General features: G+C 66.6%; 16 protein-coding genes. 10 read left to right on the top strand and 6 right to left on the bottom strand.

The window, feature by feature from the left end; all coding sequences use genetic code 11:
• Positions 1-10: 10 nt before the first annotated feature.
• Genes ACTU6U_RS01325 through ligD form a run of 3 tightly spaced genes read left to right on the top strand, consistent with a single transcriptional unit; the run spans position 11 to position 4,793 of the window.
• Positions 11-2,482: an ATP-dependent helicase gene (locus tag ACTU6U_RS01325; protein ID WP_443467358.1), complete on the top strand. Its 2,472-nt coding sequence runs from the start codon at positions 11-13 to the stop codon at positions 2,480-2,482.
• Positions 2,483-2,531: 49 nt separating this feature from the next.
• Positions 2,532-3,680, top strand: coding sequence for an SseB family protein (locus tag ACTU6U_RS01320; RefSeq protein WP_443467357.1), 1,149 nt, complete (start codon positions 2,532-2,534; stop codon positions 3,678-3,680).
• Positions 3,681-3,719: 39 nt separating this feature from the next.
• On the top strand, positions 3,720-4,793 hold the full coding sequence (ligD, locus tag ACTU6U_RS01315) for a non-homologous end-joining DNA ligase (protein ID WP_443467356.1): 1,074 nt from the start codon (positions 3,720-3,722) through the stop codon (positions 4,791-4,793).
• Between the two features lie 12 nt (positions 4,794-4,805).
• Here ligD and ACTU6U_RS01310 read toward each other — a convergent pair whose 3' ends face one another.
• Positions 4,806-5,849 (bottom strand): ATP-dependent DNA ligase, encoded by a 1,044-nt coding sequence (locus ACTU6U_RS01310; protein WP_443467355.1) that lies wholly within the window; start codon positions 5,847-5,849, stop codon positions 4,806-4,808.
• Between the two features lie 172 nt (positions 5,850-6,021).
• On the bottom strand, positions 6,022-7,473 hold the full coding sequence (locus tag ACTU6U_RS01305) for a phytoene desaturase family protein (protein ID WP_443467354.1): 1,452 nt from the start codon (positions 7,471-7,473) through the stop codon (positions 6,022-6,024).
• Between the two features lie 81 nt (positions 7,474-7,554).
• Here ACTU6U_RS01305 and ACTU6U_RS01300 point away from each other — a divergent pair, with 81 nt between their 5' ends.
• Complete coding sequence (locus tag ACTU6U_RS01300) at positions 7,555-8,043, top strand: hypothetical protein (protein ID WP_443467353.1); 489 nt, start codon at positions 7,555-7,557, stop codon at positions 8,041-8,043.
• Position 8,044: 1 nt separating this feature from the next.
• Here ACTU6U_RS01300 and ACTU6U_RS01295 read toward each other — a convergent pair whose 3' ends face one another.
• Positions 8,045-8,710 carry a TetR/AcrR family transcriptional regulator gene (locus ACTU6U_RS01295; RefSeq protein WP_443467352.1) on the bottom strand — a complete coding sequence of 222 codons (666 nt, stop codon included), beginning with the start codon at positions 8,708-8,710 and terminating at the stop codon, positions 8,045-8,047.
• 136 nt (positions 8,711-8,846) lie between these two features.
• Here ACTU6U_RS01295 and sucC point away from each other — a divergent pair, with 136 nt between their 5' ends.
• Positions 8,847-10,013, top strand: coding sequence for an ADP-forming succinate--CoA ligase subunit beta (gene sucC, locus ACTU6U_RS01290; RefSeq protein WP_443467351.1), 1,167 nt, complete (start codon positions 8,847-8,849; stop codon positions 10,011-10,013).
• A 24-nt stretch (positions 10,014-10,037) separates the two neighbouring features.
• Complete coding sequence (gene sucD, locus ACTU6U_RS01285; protein WP_443467350.1) at positions 10,038-10,940, top strand: succinate--CoA ligase subunit alpha; 903 nt, start codon at positions 10,038-10,040, stop codon at positions 10,938-10,940.
• Between the two features lie 11 nt (positions 10,941-10,951).
• Here the strand turns inward: sucD and ACTU6U_RS01280 are convergent, their stop codons facing one another.
• Positions 10,952-11,926 carry a glycerophosphodiester phosphodiesterase gene (locus ACTU6U_RS01280; RefSeq protein WP_443467349.1) on the bottom strand — a complete coding sequence of 325 codons (975 nt, stop codon included), beginning with the start codon at positions 11,924-11,926 and terminating at the stop codon, positions 10,952-10,954.
• 143 nt (positions 11,927-12,069) lie between these two features.
• On the bottom strand, positions 12,070-13,506 hold the full coding sequence (locus ACTU6U_RS01275; RefSeq protein WP_443467348.1) for an NCS2 family permease: 1,437 nt from the start codon (positions 13,504-13,506) through the stop codon (positions 12,070-12,072).
• A 90-nt stretch (positions 13,507-13,596) separates the two neighbouring features.
• On the opposite strand from ACTU6U_RS01275, the gene ACTU6U_RS01270 reads away from it, so the two are divergent.
• From ACTU6U_RS01270 to purH, 3 genes are read left to right on the top strand one after another with little or no spacing between them, the layout of a single operon-like run.
• Positions 13,597-14,883 (top strand): cell division protein PerM, encoded by a 1,287-nt coding sequence (locus ACTU6U_RS01270; protein ID WP_443467347.1) that lies wholly within the window; start codon positions 13,597-13,599, stop codon positions 14,881-14,883.
• A 9-nt stretch (positions 14,884-14,892) separates the two neighbouring features.
• Positions 14,893-15,474, top strand: a complete 582-nt coding sequence (gene purN / locus ACTU6U_RS01265; protein WP_443467346.1) for a phosphoribosylglycinamide formyltransferase — start codon at positions 14,893-14,895, stop codon at positions 15,472-15,474.
• A gap of 38 nt (positions 15,475-15,512) precedes the next feature.
• A complete protein-coding gene (gene purH, locus ACTU6U_RS01260; RefSeq protein WP_443467345.1) occupies positions 15,513-17,123 on the top strand; it encodes a bifunctional phosphoribosylaminoimidazolecarboxamide formyltransferase/IMP cyclohydrolase in 1,611 nt (536 codons plus the stop codon).
• 21 nt (positions 17,124-17,144) lie between these two features.
• Here the strand turns inward: purH and ACTU6U_RS01255 are convergent, their stop codons facing one another.
• The gene (locus tag ACTU6U_RS01255) at positions 17,145-17,576 is read right to left on the bottom strand and encodes an Lrp/AsnC family transcriptional regulator (RefSeq protein ID WP_443467344.1); all 432 of its coding nucleotides are present in this window, start codon (positions 17,574-17,576) and stop codon (positions 17,145-17,147) included.
• 124 nt (positions 17,577-17,700) lie between these two features.
• Between ACTU6U_RS01255 and ocd the strand changes: the two genes are divergently transcribed.
• The gene (ocd, locus tag ACTU6U_RS01250) at positions 17,701-18,738 is read left to right on the top strand and encodes an ornithine cyclodeaminase (RefSeq protein WP_443467343.1); all 1,038 of its coding nucleotides are present in this window, start codon (positions 17,701-17,703) and stop codon (positions 18,736-18,738) included.
• Positions 18,739-18,765: the final 27 nt, after the last annotated feature.

The following is an 18,765-nucleotide window of genomic DNA, read 5'->3' as shown; positions in this document are numbered from 1 at the left end:
TCGTAACGCCATGACCGACGCTCCTCTCATCGTTCCCTCATCCACCGGCCCCGACTCTCCCTCCGCATCAGGCCAGGACGACCTCCTCGCGGGTCTCAACCCGCAGCAGCTCGCAGCAGTGACCTACCGTGGTCCCGCGCTGCTCATCGTCGCGGGCGCGGGATCGGGCAAGACGAGTGTGCTCACCCGTCGCATCGCCTCGCTGCTGCGAAATCGAGAGGCGTGGCCGAGTCAGATTCTTGCGATCACCTTCACGAACAAGGCCGCGGGCGAGATGCGTGAACGCGTCGCAGACATCGTCGGCGAAGCATCCCGAGGCATGTGGATCTCGACCTTCCACTCGGCGTGCGTGCGGATCCTGCGCCGCGAGGCGGACCAGTTCGGTTTCACCAAATCCTTCACGATCTACGACTCCGGCGACTCGCGTGCACTGATCAAGCGCCTGGTGAAGGAGCATGAGGCCGATGCTTACGGTCTGACCCCGGCATCGACGCAGGGCCGCATCTCCAAGCTCAAGAACGAACTGCAAGACGCCGAGTCGTACGCGCGCGACGCGAACATGAGCGACCCCGCCGAGCGTAAGTTCGTCGAGATCTTCGGCGACTACCAGCGTCGCCTGCGCAAGGCGAATGCCTTCGACTTCGACGACCTGATCGGCCAGACGGTCTACCTGTTCCGTGCATTCCCGAAGGTCGCCGACACGTACCGCCGCCGGTTCCGGCACATTCTCGTTGACGAATACCAGGACACCAACCACGCCCAGTACGCGCTCATCCATGAGCTCACCCGGCCGGTGTCGGCGGATGCACCTGACCCATATGCCTCAGACGGCATGATGATCTTCGAGCCAGAGACGACGCCGGGGCTGCCCGGCGCATCCCTCACCGTCGTCGGTGACTCCGACCAGTCGATCTACGCGTTCCGCGGCGCTGACATCCGCAACATCAGCGAGTTCGAGCGCGACTTCCCCGGGGCGAAGGTCGTGCTGCTCGAGCAGAACTACCGCTCGAGCCAGAACATCCTCTCGGCCGCGAACGCCGTGATCGGGCACAACTTCGATCGCAAAGCCAAGAACCTCTGGAGCGACCGCGGCGACGGCGACAAGATCGTCGGCTTCACCGGGTACTCGCAGCATGACGAGGCGCAGTTCGTCGCAGACGAGGTCGAGTCCCTGCGCCGCTCAGGCATGCCGTACTCCGAGATGGCCGTGTTCTACCGCACCAACTCGCAGTCGCGTGCGCTGGAAGAGATCTTCATCCGCTCTGCTGTGCCCTACAAGATCATGGGCGGCACGAAGTTCTACGAGCGCGCAGAGATCAAGGACGCCCTCGCGTATCTGATCGCGGTGGCGAACCCGGCCGACGAGATGTCGGTCCGCCGCATTCTCAACAGGCCGCGTCGCGGCATCGGCGATGTCACTGAGACTGCGATCGCACGGTTCGCAGAAGATCACGACATCTCGTTCCGCGATGCGCTGTCGATCCCGGCTCAGCTCGGTGTCGGTCCGAAGATCCAAGCGGCGATCACTCAGCTCGATGCCGTGCTGAAAGAGGCGACCGCGCTGTTGCTGCCGCCATCCGGCGAGATTCCCCCGCCCACCGCTGTCGCTGATGGGCTCAGCCTGCTGCTGGGTAAGAGCGGCTACCTCGACGCGCTGCGCGCCAGTCGCGACCCGCAAGATGAAGCCCGCGTCGAGAACCTCGACGAATTGGTCGCCGTCACGCGCGACTTCGCCCGCAACAACCCTGAGGGCACGATCGTCGACTTTCTCACAGAGGTGGCGCTCGTCGCCGATGCAGACGATCTCGATGATGAATCCGGATCCGTGTCGATGATGACGATGCACACGGCGAAGGGTCTCGAGTACGACGCGGTGTTCGTCACCGGTGTCGAAGAAGATCTCATCCCGCACCGCATCTCCGCGGGTGAGCCGGGCGGACCGCAAGAAGAGCGACGGCTGTTCTACGTCGGCATCACCCGCGCCCGAAAGCGACTGCATCTTTCGCTCGCGATGACACGCGCGCAGTTCGGCGAAGTGTCTGTAGCGATGCCGAGCAGATTCCTGAAAGAGATCCCTGCCGAGCTCGTCGACTGGCGGCAGTCTCCAGGAGACGTGAACTCACGCGGCGGCACGCAGTCCCGTGCGCTCAACGCGCGGCGGGGTGGGTTCGGCGGCGGCTCCGGCGGCTTCGGCGGCGGAGGCGGCAACGACCGGTTCGCCGTGAAGCCACTCGGCTCGCGCGACGGGATCAAGCCACTGTCGACGGCGATGGACAAGTTCCCCAACAAGGTCACCGGCAAGGTCCGCGACAACGGCGACCTCGAGCTCACAGCCGGCGACCGCATCCGGCACGATGACTTCGGCGAGGGGCGAGTGGACGCTGTGACCGGTGAAGGCGCCAAGCGCATCGCCCATGTGCGATTCGATTCCGCAGGGCTCAAGAAGCTCCTCATCAAGATCGCTCCGATCCAGAAGCTCTGAGGCCCCCGCTGAGGCTCGCACGCGGCATCCCCACGTTAGGCTGATCGATATGGCAATGTTCTCCCGCCGCAAGAAGACCGGCGACGCGCTGTCCGAGTCGCAGACGCCGAACCAGGCGGATTCTCCGGACGAGCTTCCTGAATACGCACAGCCCGCAGAACCGGTCCCCGAGATCGGCATCTCCGTCCAGGCCTTCCGAGGTGTAGGCGCTGCGGCGGGTCCCGAGATCGCGTTGCCAGACCCCGCTCAGCCAGCCGCAGCGCGTCCTGCAGGATCAGCACCCGCAGCATCCGCACCCGTGCAGCAGACGGCGCCCGCCGCACCCGCGGCGGAGCCGAAGCGGACTCTTCCGCTGGCGCCGCTGCTTCCGCCGGAGCCGACCGAGTCGATGCCGGGCATGAAGGACAACGTGCTGCTGCGCACGGCCCTTGCCGAGCTCGCTGAACTCGCCGAGAGTGCTGAAGGCTCGACGAACGAACAGCTCATCGGCGTGCTGCGTCAGATGATGCAGAACCACCTGTACCTGCGGGTGCACGGTGATGCGCGCGCCCAGCTGGCCGAAGGTAAGCCGCTGTCCATCGCCGTGGTCCGCGACGCAGAGCGCAGCTACATGCTCGCGTTCAGCTCCGCTGCCGCCGTGCGCGAATCCGTGCAACGCGAGACCGAACCCACCGCGACGTCTGCGATCGCTCAGCCGGTGACGGCCGTGTTGCAGCAGCTCGTCGCCGGAGACTTCGCCGGCCTCATCCTCGACAACGCCTCCGGCGCGCGCCGGGCGGTGTTCCCCGCTGAGGTGCTCAAGAAGGCGCTCGAGCAGGCCGACGTCAACATGACCGTCAAGATGCTGCTCGCAGCCCCGCGCGAGCAGGATACCGTGCAGAAGGTCGGTGACGCGCTCGCGAAGACCAAGATGTGGGTGGCGGTCAACGACGGCGGAGGCAAGGGCGAGGTCGGCATCGCCGAAGCGCGCACCGCTGACGGTCGACGCTTTCTGCAGCTGTTCTCGCACCCGCTCGAGATCGTCGCCCTCGGCCGGGGCGACAAGCCGTTGCCCTTCGAGCCGGATCAGCTCGCGAAGGTGCTCTCCGCTCACACCGCCCTCTCCGGCGTGATCATCGACTCGGCTGGGCCCTCGCTCGTCGTCGAGCGTGACGCTCTGGGCGCGGTGCTGGTGCGCGCGGTCGACGTCAGCGACTGACCCCTACCGCAAGCCGCGCGACGCCCGTAGGGTCGGTGCATGGCTTCCGAGCGCGTGACATTGACGATCGCTGACCCTGAGGGGAAGCGCGACGTGGACCTGTCGAGTCCGAACAAGGTCATCTGGCCAGACCCTTCAACAGGCTCAGAGGGCATCACGAAGGCCGAGCTCGCCGAGTACGTGCAGACCGTCGCCGAGCCGTTCCTGAACGCGAACGGTCATCGGCCGGTGTCGCTCGAGCGGTTCCGCAACGGTGTGGGCCCTTCTTCGGAGAGCTTCTTCTCGAAGAACCCGCCCAAGGGAACCCCTGATTTCGTGGATGCGGTGACGGTCACGTACAACAGCGGTCGGCGGCATCCGCAGATCGTCCTGAACCGTCCGAGCGCGATCGTGTGGGCAGTTCAGATGAACACGATCGTGTTCCATCCGTGGGCGTCCCTCGCCTCGGATACCGACAAGCCGATCGAGCTGCGCATCGATCTCGACCCGCAACCGGGAACGGATTTCTCGGATGCCGTGACCGCAGCCCACGGCCTCCGAGAAGTGCTGCGTGAGGCGGAGCTGGAAGCCTTCATCAAGACCAGTGGCAACCGAGGACTGCACGTGTTCTGCCCGATCGAGCCCACGCACGAGTTCCTCGATGTTCGGCACGCGGTGATCGCTGCCGGCCGTGAGCTCGAGCGACGGATGCCCGACGAGGTCACCACGAACTGGTGGAAGGAAGAGCGCGGCGAGCGCATCTTCGTCGACTTCAACCAGGCCAATCGTGACCGCACGATGGCAGGAGCCTATAGTCCGCGCGCACTGCCGACCGCGAGCGTATCGACGCCGGTCGAGTGGGACGAACTCGACGACGTCGCCCCGCAGAGCTTCACTGTCCGAACCATCCCGCAGCGTCTTGCCGACGTGGGCGACCCCTGGGCGCGCATGCAGGAGAACCCTGGCCGCATCAGCACCCTGCTCGAATGGTGGGAGCGCGACGTGTCGAACGGTCTCGGAGAGCTGCCGTTCCCGCCTGATTTTCCCAAGATGCCCGGGGAACCGCCGCGGGTTCAGCCGAGCAAGCGGGTCGACGCGAATTGGGATGCCGACGGCAACCGCATCGAGGACTGAAACCCCGCGCGGTCACGCGAGCACGTCGGCCAGGTCGTACCCCGCGACGGTCTCCAGCTGCTCATACGTGCACGAGCGCGCGTCGCGGTCAGGGCGCCAGCGTTCGAACTGCACTGTGTGGCGAAACCGCGCACCCTCGAGCTGGTCATAGCGCACCTCGAGCACGCGCTCGGGGCGGAGTCGCACGAACGAGACATCCTTCGCGCCGGTGAAGCGGCTGCGCTCGCCCTCGCCCGTGACTGCGTCGCCGGACTCGTCCCGTTCGACCAGCGGCGCGAGTTCGTCGACGAGCTCCTGGCGGCGCTTGTCGCTCCAGGCCGCGACTGCGCCGACCTGGCGAAGCGTGCCGTCGCTGTCGTACAGTCCGACCAGAAGTGATCCGACGCCGGAACCGGACTTGTGAATGCGGTAGCCGAGCGCCACGACATCCGCGGTGCGTGCGTGCTTGATCTTGATGAGCGTGCGCTTGCCGGGTGCGTACGGCTGGTCCAGCGGCTTGGCGACGACGCCGTCGAGCCCCGCACCCTCGAACTGGGCGAGCCACTGCACGGCAACCGCGTGGTCACGTGTCGTGCGGGTGAGGTGGAGAGGGTGCGGCACACCACCCAGCAGCTTCTCCAGGCGGGTTCGGCGCTGGTGGAACGGGTCGGCCAGCAAGGACTCCTCGCCGAGGGCCAGCAGGTCGAACGCGATGAACATCGCGGGAGTCTCTTCTGCCAGTCGCGCGACTCGTGATGCGGCGGGGTGGATGCGTTGGCTCAGAGCCTCCCAGTCGAGGCGCTGTGCTCCCGGTGCGCCGGTGGCGACGACGATCTCGCCGTCGAGCAGGCACGGTTCCGAGAGGATCTGCGGCAGAGCGTCGACGAGCTCGGGAAAGTAGCGGGTGAGCGGCTTCGCACCGCGCGAACCGATCTCAACGGTGTCGCCGTCCCACGCGATCAGCCCTCTGAACCCGTCCCACTTCGGCTCGAACAGCATCCCGCCCACTGTTTTCACTGGGTCGGGAACGGATGTGGCCGCCTTCGCGAGCATCGGTGCGGGGATCTCGTAGCGCATGGCCCCATCTTCGCGCGTGTGCGCGCGGAGCGACAGGGACACATGTCAGTCGAAATGCGCGGACGGCTGGGAAACCGGCCGAAACACGCTGGCAGGTGTGAAAATCCACTGACAAGTGTCCGGGCCGCGGGCGGGCGGTCGGGCAGCCGCGGGGGCGCGGCCGCGCGGCCGATCAGGCGAACAGCTCGGTGAGCATGGACGGCCGCCCGGCATCTTCGAGCACGGTCCTGGCCGCGTGCCAGCCCGCCATTCCGTTCACCCCGGGGCCAGGCGGCGTGGATGCCGAGGCCAGATACACCCCGCGCATCGGAGTTCGCCACGGATGCGTCGACAGCACCGGGCGCGCCAGTGCCTGTGGGATGGTGAATGCCCCGCCCAACACGTCCCCGCCGATCTCGGAGGGGTTGATCGCTTCCCGATCGGATGCCGGGACCGAGTGTGTTGCGAGGATGAGATCGCGGAAGCCCGGCGCGAAGCGCTCGATCTGCGCGGTGATGAGGTCGGTGGCGTCCAGGTCGGATCCGAAGGGAACGTGGACGTACGCCCAGAGCACTGCCTTGCCCGCAGGGGCGCGAGAGCCATCAAGCACGGAGGGCTGCACGGCGAGCACGTACGGGCGGGCACAGACGCGACCGGCCATGACAGCGTTCTCGCTCGCCCAGATCTCTTCGCGGGTGCCGCCCACGTGGACGGTGGGGGACTGTGCGACCTGCGCGTCGAGCCACGGCACGGGGCCATCAAGAGCGAAATCGACCTTCGCGGCAGCGGGTCCGTACCGGTAGCGTCGCAGGGCGCGCGCGTACGACGCGGGGGTATCCGGATGCGTCAGCGCAAGGCGCGGCGACGAGTTCAGCAGCAGCACGTCGCCGTGATTCGGATCTCCCCAGTCGAGCGAGGCGAGATCGCGCACATGCACGCCGGTCTCGACCGTGCCGCCGTGTGCCTCCAGATCAGTCACGAGAGCATCCGCGATGCGCTGCGCCCCGCCGCGCGGATACATCCAGCCGCTCGCATGGCCCTGCGCGGCCAGCAGGAGTCCTGCCGCGGCTCCCGCCAGCGACGGCTGCGGAGTGTTCGCGTGGGCGAAGACCCCCGACAGCAGTGCGGCGGCCTCAGGTGTGCGGAATGCGCGTCGTGCGAGCGGTGTGCCGTGCTCGAGCATTCGCATCGCGAAGCGCATGGCCGTGACCGGTTCGTGCGGCAGTCGCACCATCTGGTTGCCGGTGAAGTCGACGACGCCGTCGATGTGCGAGCTCAGCGGACGCAGCAGCGCGAGCCAGGAGCGCTCATCTGCACCCAGATCCTTCGCGGTGCGCTCGATGTCGCGCCAGGCGATGGCTGCCCTACCGCCATCCAGGGGGTGTGCGTATGAGATCTCCGGCATGATCCAGTCCACGCGCTCGGCGAGTCCGAACGCCTGGAAGAACGGGGATGCGAGCGCCGCGGGGTGCACCGCAGAGCACACGTCGTGCGCAAAGCCGGGGAGGGTTGCCTCTGTCGTGCGGATGCCGCCCCCGATGCTGTCCGCAGCTTCGAGGACGCGGACCTCGTAGCCGCCACGGGCGAGAGATACGGCTGCGGCGAGTCCGTTCGGCCCGCTGCCGATGATCGTCGCGCGTGTCATGTCCTCAGTCTTCCAGCCCGAACCTCTCCGTGTGCGGCATTCGGCGCAACTGCCCAGCTGGACGTGAGACCCTTGGAGATGATGAATGAGATTCAGGGCCCTACGCCCGCAGGCACTTCCCGTCCATACCGCAATCTCTCCGACGCGCTGCGCGCGCATAGAACCGACCCGGCGAACATCGAGTTCATCACCGCGATCGTGGATGCCGTCGGCATCAGCTCGCTGATCGACCGAGGCCGATACATCGAGGCGATCCGCCTCGGTGAAGGAGCACCGCTCCACATCGGCAAGACCTACACGAACGGCTTCACCGAGGACGAGCAGATCCTCGTCGGCTCCGCCGCGCTGCGACTTCGCCCGAGCGAAGGGCGCGCCCCTTACTTCTACGTCTCGCACCCGAGCGAGTTCCGACCGCTGAGCCCGCTCAAGAAGCCTGCATCGCGCGCACCGCGTGCGAGCTCGGCGGCTCCGGCCAAGCCGAAGGCGACGCCGGTGGCCGAACGCGAATACGGCGTGTGCGACGTGTGCTTCATGGTGCGCAACGCCTCCGGCGGCTGCAACTGCGACTGAGCTACGACTCCAGCTCAGACTGCAGCCGGCGCGATACCTCCGCGATCGGCATGGCCCGTGGGAACACCGCGACGATGACGTCGTCTGCGGCGGCATCCGGGGCCTCCGGCAGCACGCCGTATCGGCGGCGCACATCGTCGAGTGCTGACTGCAGCACCGATGGTGCCACGCGCTTCGTGCCGCGCAGCAGTTGGCGGAGCACGTGATTGTGCACCGCGGTGACGAGGGCGGCGAAGCCGACAGCATCCAACGGGTCGATCCCGGGAAGCGCACGGCGCAGGTAGTCATCGAAGAGCCGCTCGTAGCGGAACACCGTCACGATCTCGCGTTCACGCAGCGCCGGGACCTGCCGCACGACCTGGTAGCGGAGCCGGGCGATCTCTGGGTCGTGCGCGAAGTGCGAGAACACGTGCTGCGACGCGCGGCAGACTGCTTCCCAGGGGTCGCGATGCCCTTCGGCGAGAAACTCGCGCAGCTCTCCGAGGAGCACTTCATGATCGGCGAAGACGACGTCTTCCTTACCGCCGAACTGTCGGAAGAACGTAGACCGGGACACACCCGCGGCTTTCGCGATCTGCTCGACAGAAGTCTGGTCGAACCCCTGCTCGCGGAACAGAGCCAGTGCTGCGGCAACGACGCCGCCCGGCATTTTTGCGGACTCATGCATAGCACGAAGCCTAGGGCTATGCGCCATCACGGCGGTGCCGGATTACCCATTCAGACGAGAGTAGTAGGCTGTACTACTGGTCGATATCTCGATATCGAGAGACTTTCCGCCCCCGCAGCCCAGTGAAGGAAGCACAGTGGATCTGTACGAGTACCAGGCACGAGACGTTTTCGAGAAGTACGGAGTGCCGGTCCTCGCCGGCATCGTCGCGGACACCCCCGAGGAGGTGAAAGCGGCAGCGGAGAAGCTCGGCGGCGTGGTCGTCGTCAAGGCTCAGGTCAAGACCGGTGGTCGTGGCAAGGCAGGCGGTGTCAAGGTCGCCAAGAACCCCGATGAGGCGTACGAAGCAGCCAAGGCCATCTTCGGCCTGGACATCAAGGGCCACATCGTCAAGCGCGTCATGGTCGCAGCCGGTGCCCGCATCGCCGAGGAGTTCTACTTCTCCGTGCTGCTCGACCGCGCCAACCGCTCCTACCTGTCGCTGTGCAGCGTCGAGGGCGGCATGGAGATCGAAGAGCTCGCTGTCGAGCGTCCCGAGGCTCTCGCCCGCATCGAGGTCGACCCGCTGACCGGAATCGACAAGCAGAAGGCCGTCGAGATCGCTCGCGCCGCGAAGTTCCCCGAAGACCTCATCGAGAAGGTCTCCGACGTCTTCGTGAAGCTCTACGAGGTCTACAAGGGCGAGGACGCAACCCTCGTCGAGGTCAACCCGCTGGTTCGCACCGAAGAGGGCGACATCATCGCGCTCGACGGCAAGGTCACTCTCGACGAGAACGCCTCTGAGATCCGTCACCCCGAGCACGAGGCGCTCGAGGACAAGGATGCCGCTGACCCGCTCGAGGCCAAGGCCAAGAAGTCTGGTCTGAATTACGTCAAGCTCGACGGCCAGGTCGGCATCATCGGCAACGGCGCAGGCCTTGTCATGTCGACGCTCGACGTGGTCGCCTACGCCGGTGAGAACCACGGTGGCGTCAAGCCCGCGAACTTCCTCGACATCGGTGGCGGAGCATCCGCCGAGGTCATGGCGAACGGCCTCGACGTCATTCTCGGCGACCCGCAGGTCAAGTCGGTCTTCGTCAACGTCTTCGGTGGCATCACCGCGTGTGACGCTGTCGCCAACGGCATCAAGGGTGCGCTCGAGACTCTCGGCGCCGCGGCATCCAAGCCGCTCGTCGTGCGCCTGGACGGCAACCGCGTCGAAGAGGGACGCGCGATCCTCGCCGAGTACGCCCACCCGCTTGTGACTCTCGCCGCCACCATGGACGAGGGCGCCGACAAGGCCGCCGAGCTGGCGAACGCCTGAGATCTTAGAAAAGGAATAAGAGAAATGTCGATTTTCCTGAACAAGGATTCCAAGGTCATCGTCCAGGGCATCACCGGCGGCGAGGGCACCAAGCACACCGCCCTCATGCTCAAGGCCGGCACCCAGGTCGTCGGCGGCGTCAACGCCCGCAAGGCCGGCACGACCGTCTCGCACACCGACAAGGACGGCGCGGCCGTTGAGCTCCCCGTCTTCGGCACGGTCGAAGAGGCGATGAAGGAGACCGGCGCAGACGTGTCGATCGCCTTCGTCCCCGGCGCCTTCACCAAGTCCGCCATGATCGAGGCCATCGACGCCGAGATCCCGCTGCTCGTCGTCATCACCGAGGGTGTTCCCGTCGGCGACTCGGCTGAGGCATGGGCATACGCGAAGAGCAAGGGCAACAAGACCCGAATCATCGGCCCGAACTGCCCCGGCATCATCACGCCCGATGAGGCGCTCGTCGGCATCACCCCGGCGAACATCACCGGCAAGGGCCCGATCGGTCTCGTCTCGAAGTCGGGCACGCTGACCTACCAGATGATGTTCGAGCTGCGCGACCTCGGCTTCTCGACCGCCATCGGCATCGGCGGCGACCCGGTCATCGGCACCACGCACATCGACGCTCTCGAGGCGTTCGAGGCAGACCCCGAGACCAAGGCGATCGTCATGATCGGCGAGATCGGCGGCGACGCCGAAGAGCGCGCGGCCGAGTACATCAAGGCGCATGTCACCAAGCCGGTCGTCGGCTACGTCGCGGGCTTCACCGCACCCGAGGGCAAGACCATGGGCCACGCAGGTGCCATCGTCTCCGGCTCCGCAGGAACCGCACAGGCGAAGAAGGAGGCACTCGAGGCCGCCGGCGTCAAGGTCGGGAAGACCCCGTCCGAGACTGCAGACCTGATGCGCGAGATCGTGAACGCTCTGTAAGCACGTGTAAGCTAGAACTGAAGGCCCCGGGCTCCACCCTGGGGCCTTCTTCTATCTGCACTGCGCTGATGAGACCACGCCTGGAGTGCGTCAGGGCGATTCGTGACGATCCCGTCGACGCCCATCGCGGTGAGCTCCTCCCAGTCGGCATCCGCGTCGTGCGTCCACACGAAGACGCCGAGCCCCGCATCGTGCGCGAGAGCCACGGCTCGTGCGCTCGCGACCGCAGGGTTGACGGCATCCGCACCGATCTGGCGAGCGGTTGAGATGGTCTGTGCGTCAAGGGCGTGGGTGAGCCAGCCGACGACGAGATCGGGAGCGGCTTTTCTGAGCTGCGCGACGGTCTTCTCACTGAAGCTCTGCGCGATGACCCGGTTCTCCAGACCGGCATGGTCGATCATCTCGATCGTCGCCCTCACGCCCGCCTTGGTCCAGCGGCCCTTGTACTCGATGACGACGTCGGTGCGGTGAGGGCCGGCGACGAGAGCGAGCACGTCGTCGAGCGCGGGGATACGGGCGCCGGCGTGGGACTCGTCGAACCAGGATCCGGCGTCCAGAGCCTCGAGCTCGGCGATCGTCAGATCGGCCACCGCTCCCGTGCCGTCGGTCGTCCGATCGACAGTGCTGTCGTGCATGACGACAGGGACGCCGTCTTTCGACATCCGGATGTCGACCTCGAAGTACTCCGCGCCGACGCTCGTCGTCAGTTCGAACGCGGCCATGGTGTTCTCGGGAGCTGCAGCGGAATCACCGCGGTGCCCGATGATCGCCGCGGTCTGACCCGGCTCGCGCAGCACGGCCAATGGGCGAAGAGTGACCAGGTCGAGCAGCGACGCCGAGCTGGTGGCTGCACCCGTGATGTGCCGGGCGGCGTCGGGTGGAGAAGCGAGAGCATGAGCGACGGGTGAGACGAAGCCCGTGAGCAGTGTGCACACGGTTGCACAAGCCGCCCCTGCACCCCACAGGCGTCGTCGTCGAACGCTCATGATCAGCATCCTGACAGAGCGGAGCCTCGGCGTCGAGACCTTTTCGTTACATTTGTCCGACCGTAGAGACGAAGATTCCCTCTGCGCCGTTCAGCGCAGAGGGAATCTCAGCAGGTCGCGGCCCTGGTCGGGGCGCGGAGCGATCAGGCGACGCCGAAGGCGGCCTCGATCGGCCCGCGGGCGAAGAACAGCACGAACCCGAAACCGACGATCCACAGCAGCGGGTGGATGGTCTTGGCGCGGCCGGACAGTGCGTTCACGACGATCCAGCTGACGAAGCCCGCGCCGATGCCATTGGCGATCGAGTAGGTCATCGGCATGACGGTCGCAGTGAGGAAGACCGGCAGCAGCACGCGGAAGTCGCTGAAGTCGATGTTCTTGATCTGCGAGAGCATGAGGGCACCGACGAGCACGAGCGCCGCTGCGGCGATCTCGCCAGGCACCAATCCGGTGAGCGGCGCGAAGAACATCGCCAGCAGGAACAGCACACCGGTGATCGAGGTCGCGAATCCGGTGCGTGCACCTTCACCGATACCGGAGCCGGATTCGACGAACACGGTCGCAGACGAGGAGGATGTTGCACCACCGGCGATCGCGCCGACGCCCTCGATGACCAGCGCCGACTTGATGCGCGGGAAGTCGCCCTTCTTGTCGGCAAGGCCTGCTTCACCGGCGAGGCCGGTCATCGTGCCCATGGCGTCGAAGAAGTTCGAGAAGATCAGCGTGAAGACGATCATCACGAGCGCGACGCCAGAGACGCGGCCGAGGTCGAAGCCGAAGTCGACCTGTCCGATCAGGCTGAGGTCGGGAACGCCGACGATTCCGCCGGAGAAGTCGAACACGAATCCGGAGTCGGGCCAGATCGCGGCGATGATCGCCGAGATGATGGTGCCGGAGACCAGAGCGATCAGGATCGCGCCCTTGGTGCGCAGCGACATCAGCACGCCGCCGATGAGCAGCGTCACGACGAACATCAGCGTCGGGATCGTGGCGACCGAGCCGCCGACACCGAGGTCGATCGGCGGCGAGGGGTTGCCGGTCGCGGTGACGAATCCGGCGTTGACGAAACCGATGAAGGCGATGAACAGGCCGATGCCGACCGTGATAGCCAGCTTCAGCTGCACGGGGACGGCGTCGAAGATCATCTTCCGAAGGCCCGTTGCAGCCAGCAGCACGATCACCGCGCCGTTGATCATGACCAGCGCCATGGCCTCCGGCCAGGTCACCGATCCAACGACCGAGAAGGCCAGGAAGGCGTTGATGCCGAGTCCCGCGGCGAAAGCGAACGGAAGGCGGGTGACGATGCCGAACAGCAGAGTCATGACACCGGCGGTGAGGGCGGTGGCCGCTGCGACCGCGCCGCCGTCGAGGACGTTGCCGTCGATGTCAGGGGTGGAGAGGATGATCGGGTTGAGGATCACGATGTAGGCCATCGTGACGAACGTGACGATGCCGCCACGGATTTCAGTGCCGATCGTCGAGCCGCGCTTGGTGATCTCGAAGAAGCGGTCAAGCGCGTTCTTCGGCTCGGCTGGCGGCTCGGCGGGGGCGTTGGTGGCGGGTGAGGGGGCAGTTGTCATCGGGAAACCTCCTTCGGAACGATATCGTGTCCGCGCGCTCGCGCGCGCCCACGCGAGGCGATCAGGTTCTCGTCGTAGTCTCGTTGAGTCATGCAACGCCTTCTTGTCGCGATTCTCGCTGCCGTCGATGCCGCCATCGCGGCGGCCGTCGGACTGGCGGTGCTGCTCGCGCCCCTGACCCTTCTCTGGACCCTCACGCTCGGCGCGACAGCCGATTGGGGAGGTCTCTGGCCCGTCACCGGCACGCTCTGGCAGTTCGGTCACGGGGTGCCGATGGACATCGTCATCCCGGATGCCGTCGTCTCCGCCGTCGGAATCGCCCCGGATGCTGCGCGCTTCACGCTCTCGCTGACGCCCCTGGCGTTCCTCGTGTTCACCCTGCTGTTCGCTGCTCGCTCCGGCGTACGCGCCGCGCGCTCGGGAGCCGGGCTGCTCGGCGCTGTGGCTGGCACGATCGTTTTCACCGCGATCGCCGTTCTCGTCGCGCTCACGGCGCGCAGCGCGATCGCGGAGGTGCAGATGTGGCTGGCGATACTCCTGCCCTCAGTCGTCTATCTCGTCGGCGCGCTCTGTGGGGCCGTGTCCTACGCGTGGCGTGAGGGAGATGGCGGGGTCATCGACCGCATCCACGACCGGGTCGACGGCTGGGGAGACTGGAGAGTCGTCCCCGGTGAAGTCGTTCGCGGCACCGCCGCAGTGACCGTCGCCCTGATGGGAGCAGCGGCGCTCGCCGTCGCGCTCGCGGTCGCTGTGCGCGGGGGAGAGGTGGTCGCGCTGTTCGAATTGGCGCGCGTGGACGCGACGGGAGCGACAGTGCTCACCCTCGGGCATCTCGCCTATCTCCCGACGCTGCTGGTGTGGGCGACCGCGTGGATCGCAGGACCCGGCTTCGCCGTCGGCGCAGGCACGGCGGTCTCGCCCGCAGGGACGCAGCTCGGCGTCGTTCCCGGTGTGCCGATTTTCGGACTGCTACCGGAGAACAGCTCGATCTGGATGCTCATCGTCGTGCTGCTTCCGGTCGGCGCTGGTGCGTTCGCCGGCTGGCTGATCCGATCACGTCTTGTGTGGAGCGATGCTGCACACGCCGTCGGGCCGCGGGTCGCGATCGCTTCGGCCGTCGCGGGGCTCACCGCCGGAGTTGTCGCCATCGCCTCGGCGTTGGCCTCGGGGTCGATCGGCCCCGGGCGCATGGCAGAGATCGGGCCCCACGCCGGGTGGACAGCGCTCGCCATCGGAGCCGAAGTGCTGGTCGGTGCGGCCATCATGCTTCTCGCACCGCGCAATCGCGATGAGATCGCCGAGGAGCGCACTGACCGCTGGGTCGCCGAGATGGGCACGTCGCCGCTCGAAGACGGCAGCACTCCCACGCCCCGCTAGACTGGCCGGGTGCTCACGGTCGCCGTTCTCATCTCTGGCGCCGGCTCGAACCTCCGCGCCCTCCTCGAAGCCGCACGCCACCCGGATTTCCCCGCGCGGATCGTCGTCGTCGGCGCTGATCGCGATGCCGATGGGCTCGCGCACGCTGAAGAATTCGGCATCCCGAGCTTCGCTGTTCCTTACCGCGCATTCGAGAGCCGCGAAGCATGGGGCGAGGAGCTCGGCCGGCAGCTCGACGTCTGGCAGCCCGACCTCATTGTCCTGAGTGGCCTCATGCGTCTGCTCCCGGCGGACCTCGTCGCTCACTACGCACCGCGCATCATCAACACACACCCGGCGTACCTTCCGGAGTTCCCCGGAGCGCACGGCGTCCGTGACGCGCTCGCTGCCGGTGCGACACAGACCGGTGCCAGCGTCATTGTCGTCGACGACGGCGTCGATTCGGGGCCGATCCTCGCGCAGGAGCGGATCCCCGTGCAGTCCGGCGACACCGAGCACACCCTGCACGAGCGCATCAAGCCCGTCGAGCGCAGGCTGCTCATCGACGTCGTGCGCCGCATCGCCACCGGCGACCTCGCTCTCATCCCCTGACCGAACCCCCGCACGCCCCCGCAAGAAGGAGAACATCTATGGCCGGTCCGAGCCACGATTCATCCCTGTACCGCGATCGCGACGTCGTCCCGATCAGACGCGCATTGGTGTCGGTCAGCGACAAGACCGACCTGCTGGTGCTGGCAGCGGCCCTGGTCGACGCCGGTGTCGAGATCGTCTCGACGGGATCCACCGCGGCGACGATCCGTGAAGCCGGGCACGCGGTCACCGATGTCGCCTCGGTGACCGGCACTGCCGAGATGCTCGATGGGCGCGTGAAGACTCTGCACCCCAGCATCCATGGCGGACTTCTCGCCGACCTACGTCTCGAAGACCACGAGCGACAGCTCGCTGAGCTCGAGATCGCACCGTTCGAGCTCGTCGTCGTGAACCTGTACCCCTTCGTCGAGACCGTCGCATCGGGAGCAGCAGACGATGTCGTCGTCGAGCAGATCGACATCGGCGGTCCTGCCATGGTGCGCGCCTCGGCGAAGAACCACGCCAACGTCGCGATCGTCGTCTCGCCCGAGTCCTACCCCGCGATCATCGAATCCATCCAGGCGGGCGGCACGAACTTCACCCAGCGCCGGGAGCTCGCCGCTCGCGCGTTCGCGCACACCGCGGCATACGACGCGGCTGTCGCCGCCTGGTTCTCCGAGGGCACGCTCAACGACGAAACCGGTGAACTGCCCGAACACCTCACGATCAAGGCCGAGCGCCTGTCCACCCTGCGCTACGGCGAGAACTCGCATCAGCGCGGTGCGATCTACACACGCGTCGGCGAGCACGGCATCGCCCAGGCAGTTCAGCTGCAGGGCAAGGAGATGTCGTACAACAACTACGTCGACGCGGATGCCGCGCTGCGCGCCGCCTTCGACATGGTGTTGCCCGCGGTGGCCATCGTGAAGCACGCGAACCCCTGCGGCATCGCGACCACGGCACCCAACGCACTCGACCCGATCGCCAGCGCGCACCTGCGCGCGCACGAGTGCGACCCGGTCTCCGCCTACGGCGGCGTCATCGCCACCAACGGCACCGTGACGCTGAAGATGGCGGAGAACCTCAAGGACATCTTCACCGAGGTCATCGTCGCCCCCTCCTTCGAACCCGCAGCGCTCGAGGTGTTCAAGGCGAAGAAGAACCTTCGCCTGCTGCAGTTGCCGGATGACTGGCAGCAGGAGCGCATGGATGTGCGCCTCGTGTCGGGTGGTCTGCTGCTGCAGGACGCTGACCGCTTCCCCGACGACATCCTCTCGGTCGCGAAGAACTGGGAGCTGGTCTCCGGCGAACGCCCGGATGACTCCGAGCTCGAGAACATGATCTTCGCCTGGAAGGCGTGCCGCGCGGTGAAGTCCAACGCGATCGTGCTCGCCAAGGGCAACGCCACGGTCGGCGTAGGCATGGGGCAGGTCAACCGCGTCGACTCTTGCCGCCTTGCGGTGGAGCGCGCGGGGGATCGCGCAACGGGGTCGGTCGCCGCATCCGATGCGTTCTTCCCGTTCGCCGATGGCCCCCAGGTGCTCATCGACGCCGGCATCTCGACGATCATTCAGCCGGGTGGATCCGTGCGCGATGACGAGGTGATCGCTGCGGCGAACGCCGCAGGCGTCACGATGTTCTTCACGGGAGAGCGGCACTTCTTCCACTGACGCCGCTCGCGGCATCGCCGGTCATGCGGTCGCGGAACTGAGCAGAATGCTCGTTTCGCTGTCGCGGATCCCGTCGATGCCGCGCACCGCGCCCAGCGTCTCGTCGAATGACGCGAGGCTGTCGCAGATGATCTCGGCGACGAGATCCCAGCGTCCGTTCGTCGTGTGGAGGGCTGCGATTTCCGGGATGCCGCGGAGGCTGCGGATGACATCGTCGGTGTTGCGCCCCTCGACTGCGACCATCATGAGGGCTCGCACGGTCGAGGCTTCGGCGGGGTCGCGCACGCGCACGGAGAAGCCGACGATGGTGCCGTTGTCGAGGAGTCGTCGCAGACGGTTGTCTACCGTCGCGCGTGTGACGCCGAGCCTTCTGGCCAGGGTGATGACAGGCTCGCGTCCGTTCGCGCGCAGCAGCGAAACCAAGCGTCGGTCCAGGTCGTCCAGGGCAGCCATGACACAGAATGTATGCCAGAAGTGTGCATTATGTCTACGAAGTAGCAGGAATGACTCATGCTGCTGATTGAAAGTGCGCTCGCTCTGTCTCTACGGTGGGAAGACTGAGCGAAGGAGTGCGCGGATGGTCCGTTTCGTGGATGTGCCGGGAATGCAGCGCTGGGTCAGGATGACCGGGCTGGAGGCGGCGATCACGGGGATCGCGGCTGCGATCGAAGCGGACTTCCTGCGCTGGCCGGAGTTCGACAAGTCCGCACGGGTGGCGAACCATTCCGAGGTCGGTGTGATCGAACTCATGCCGATCAGCGACGACCGCACCTACGCGTTCAAGTTCGTCAACGGCCACCCGGGGAACCCGGCGCGCGGCCTGCAGACGGTCACCGCATTCGGCGTGCTGGCCGATGTCGCCAGCGGCTACCCGACGCTGTGGACGGAGATGACGATCCTCACGGCGCTGCGCACGGCGGCGACTTCGGCGCTGGTCGCACGCGTGCTCGCGCCGCAAGGCGCCTCGACCATGGCGATGATCGGCACCGGGAGTCAGTCAGAGTTCCAGGCGCTCGCATTTCGTGCCATGCTCGGGATCGACCGCCTGCGCATCTGGGACACTGACCCCGCGGCCATGGACGCGTTCGAGCGCAACATCCGCCCGCTCGGTTTCGACGTCGTCAGGGCCCAGAGCGCCGAAGAGGCCGTGCAGGGTGCCGAGATCATCACCACCTGCACCGCAGACAAGGCCTACGCGACGATCCTCACCGACGACATGGTCGGCAAGGGCGTGCACGTGAACGCCATCGGCGGAGACTGCCCTGGCAAGACCGAGCTCGACCCGCGCATTCTGCGACGCTCCGACATCTTCGTCGAGTACCCGCCGCAGACCAGGGTGGAAGGCGAGATCCAGCAGCTGGCAGCCGATCACCCGGTGACCGAGTTCTGGCGCGTGTTGCGCGGTGACGCGCCTGGACGCACGTCGGCCGAAGAGGTAACCGTGTTCGACTCCGTCGGCTTCGCGCTGGAGGACTTCTCGGCGCTGCGCTACCTCGCTGACGCAATCGAGGGCACGGACGTCTACCAGGACGTCGATCTCATCGCTGATCCCGTCGACCCCAAGGATCTGTTCGCGCTCGTGGCCGACGCGGCTGCTGTCAGCGCTCACATCTGAGCTGCACTGTCATGTCCGATTTCCGCG

The sequence above is a fragment of the Microbacterium zouquanmingi genome (assembly GCF_052266695.1).
Taxonomy (GTDB): domain Bacteria; phylum Actinomycetota; class Actinomycetes; order Actinomycetales; family Microbacteriaceae; genus Microbacterium.
The sequence above is the reverse complement of the archived record's forward strand: the minus strand, read 5'-3'. Positions and strand labels throughout refer to the sequence as shown.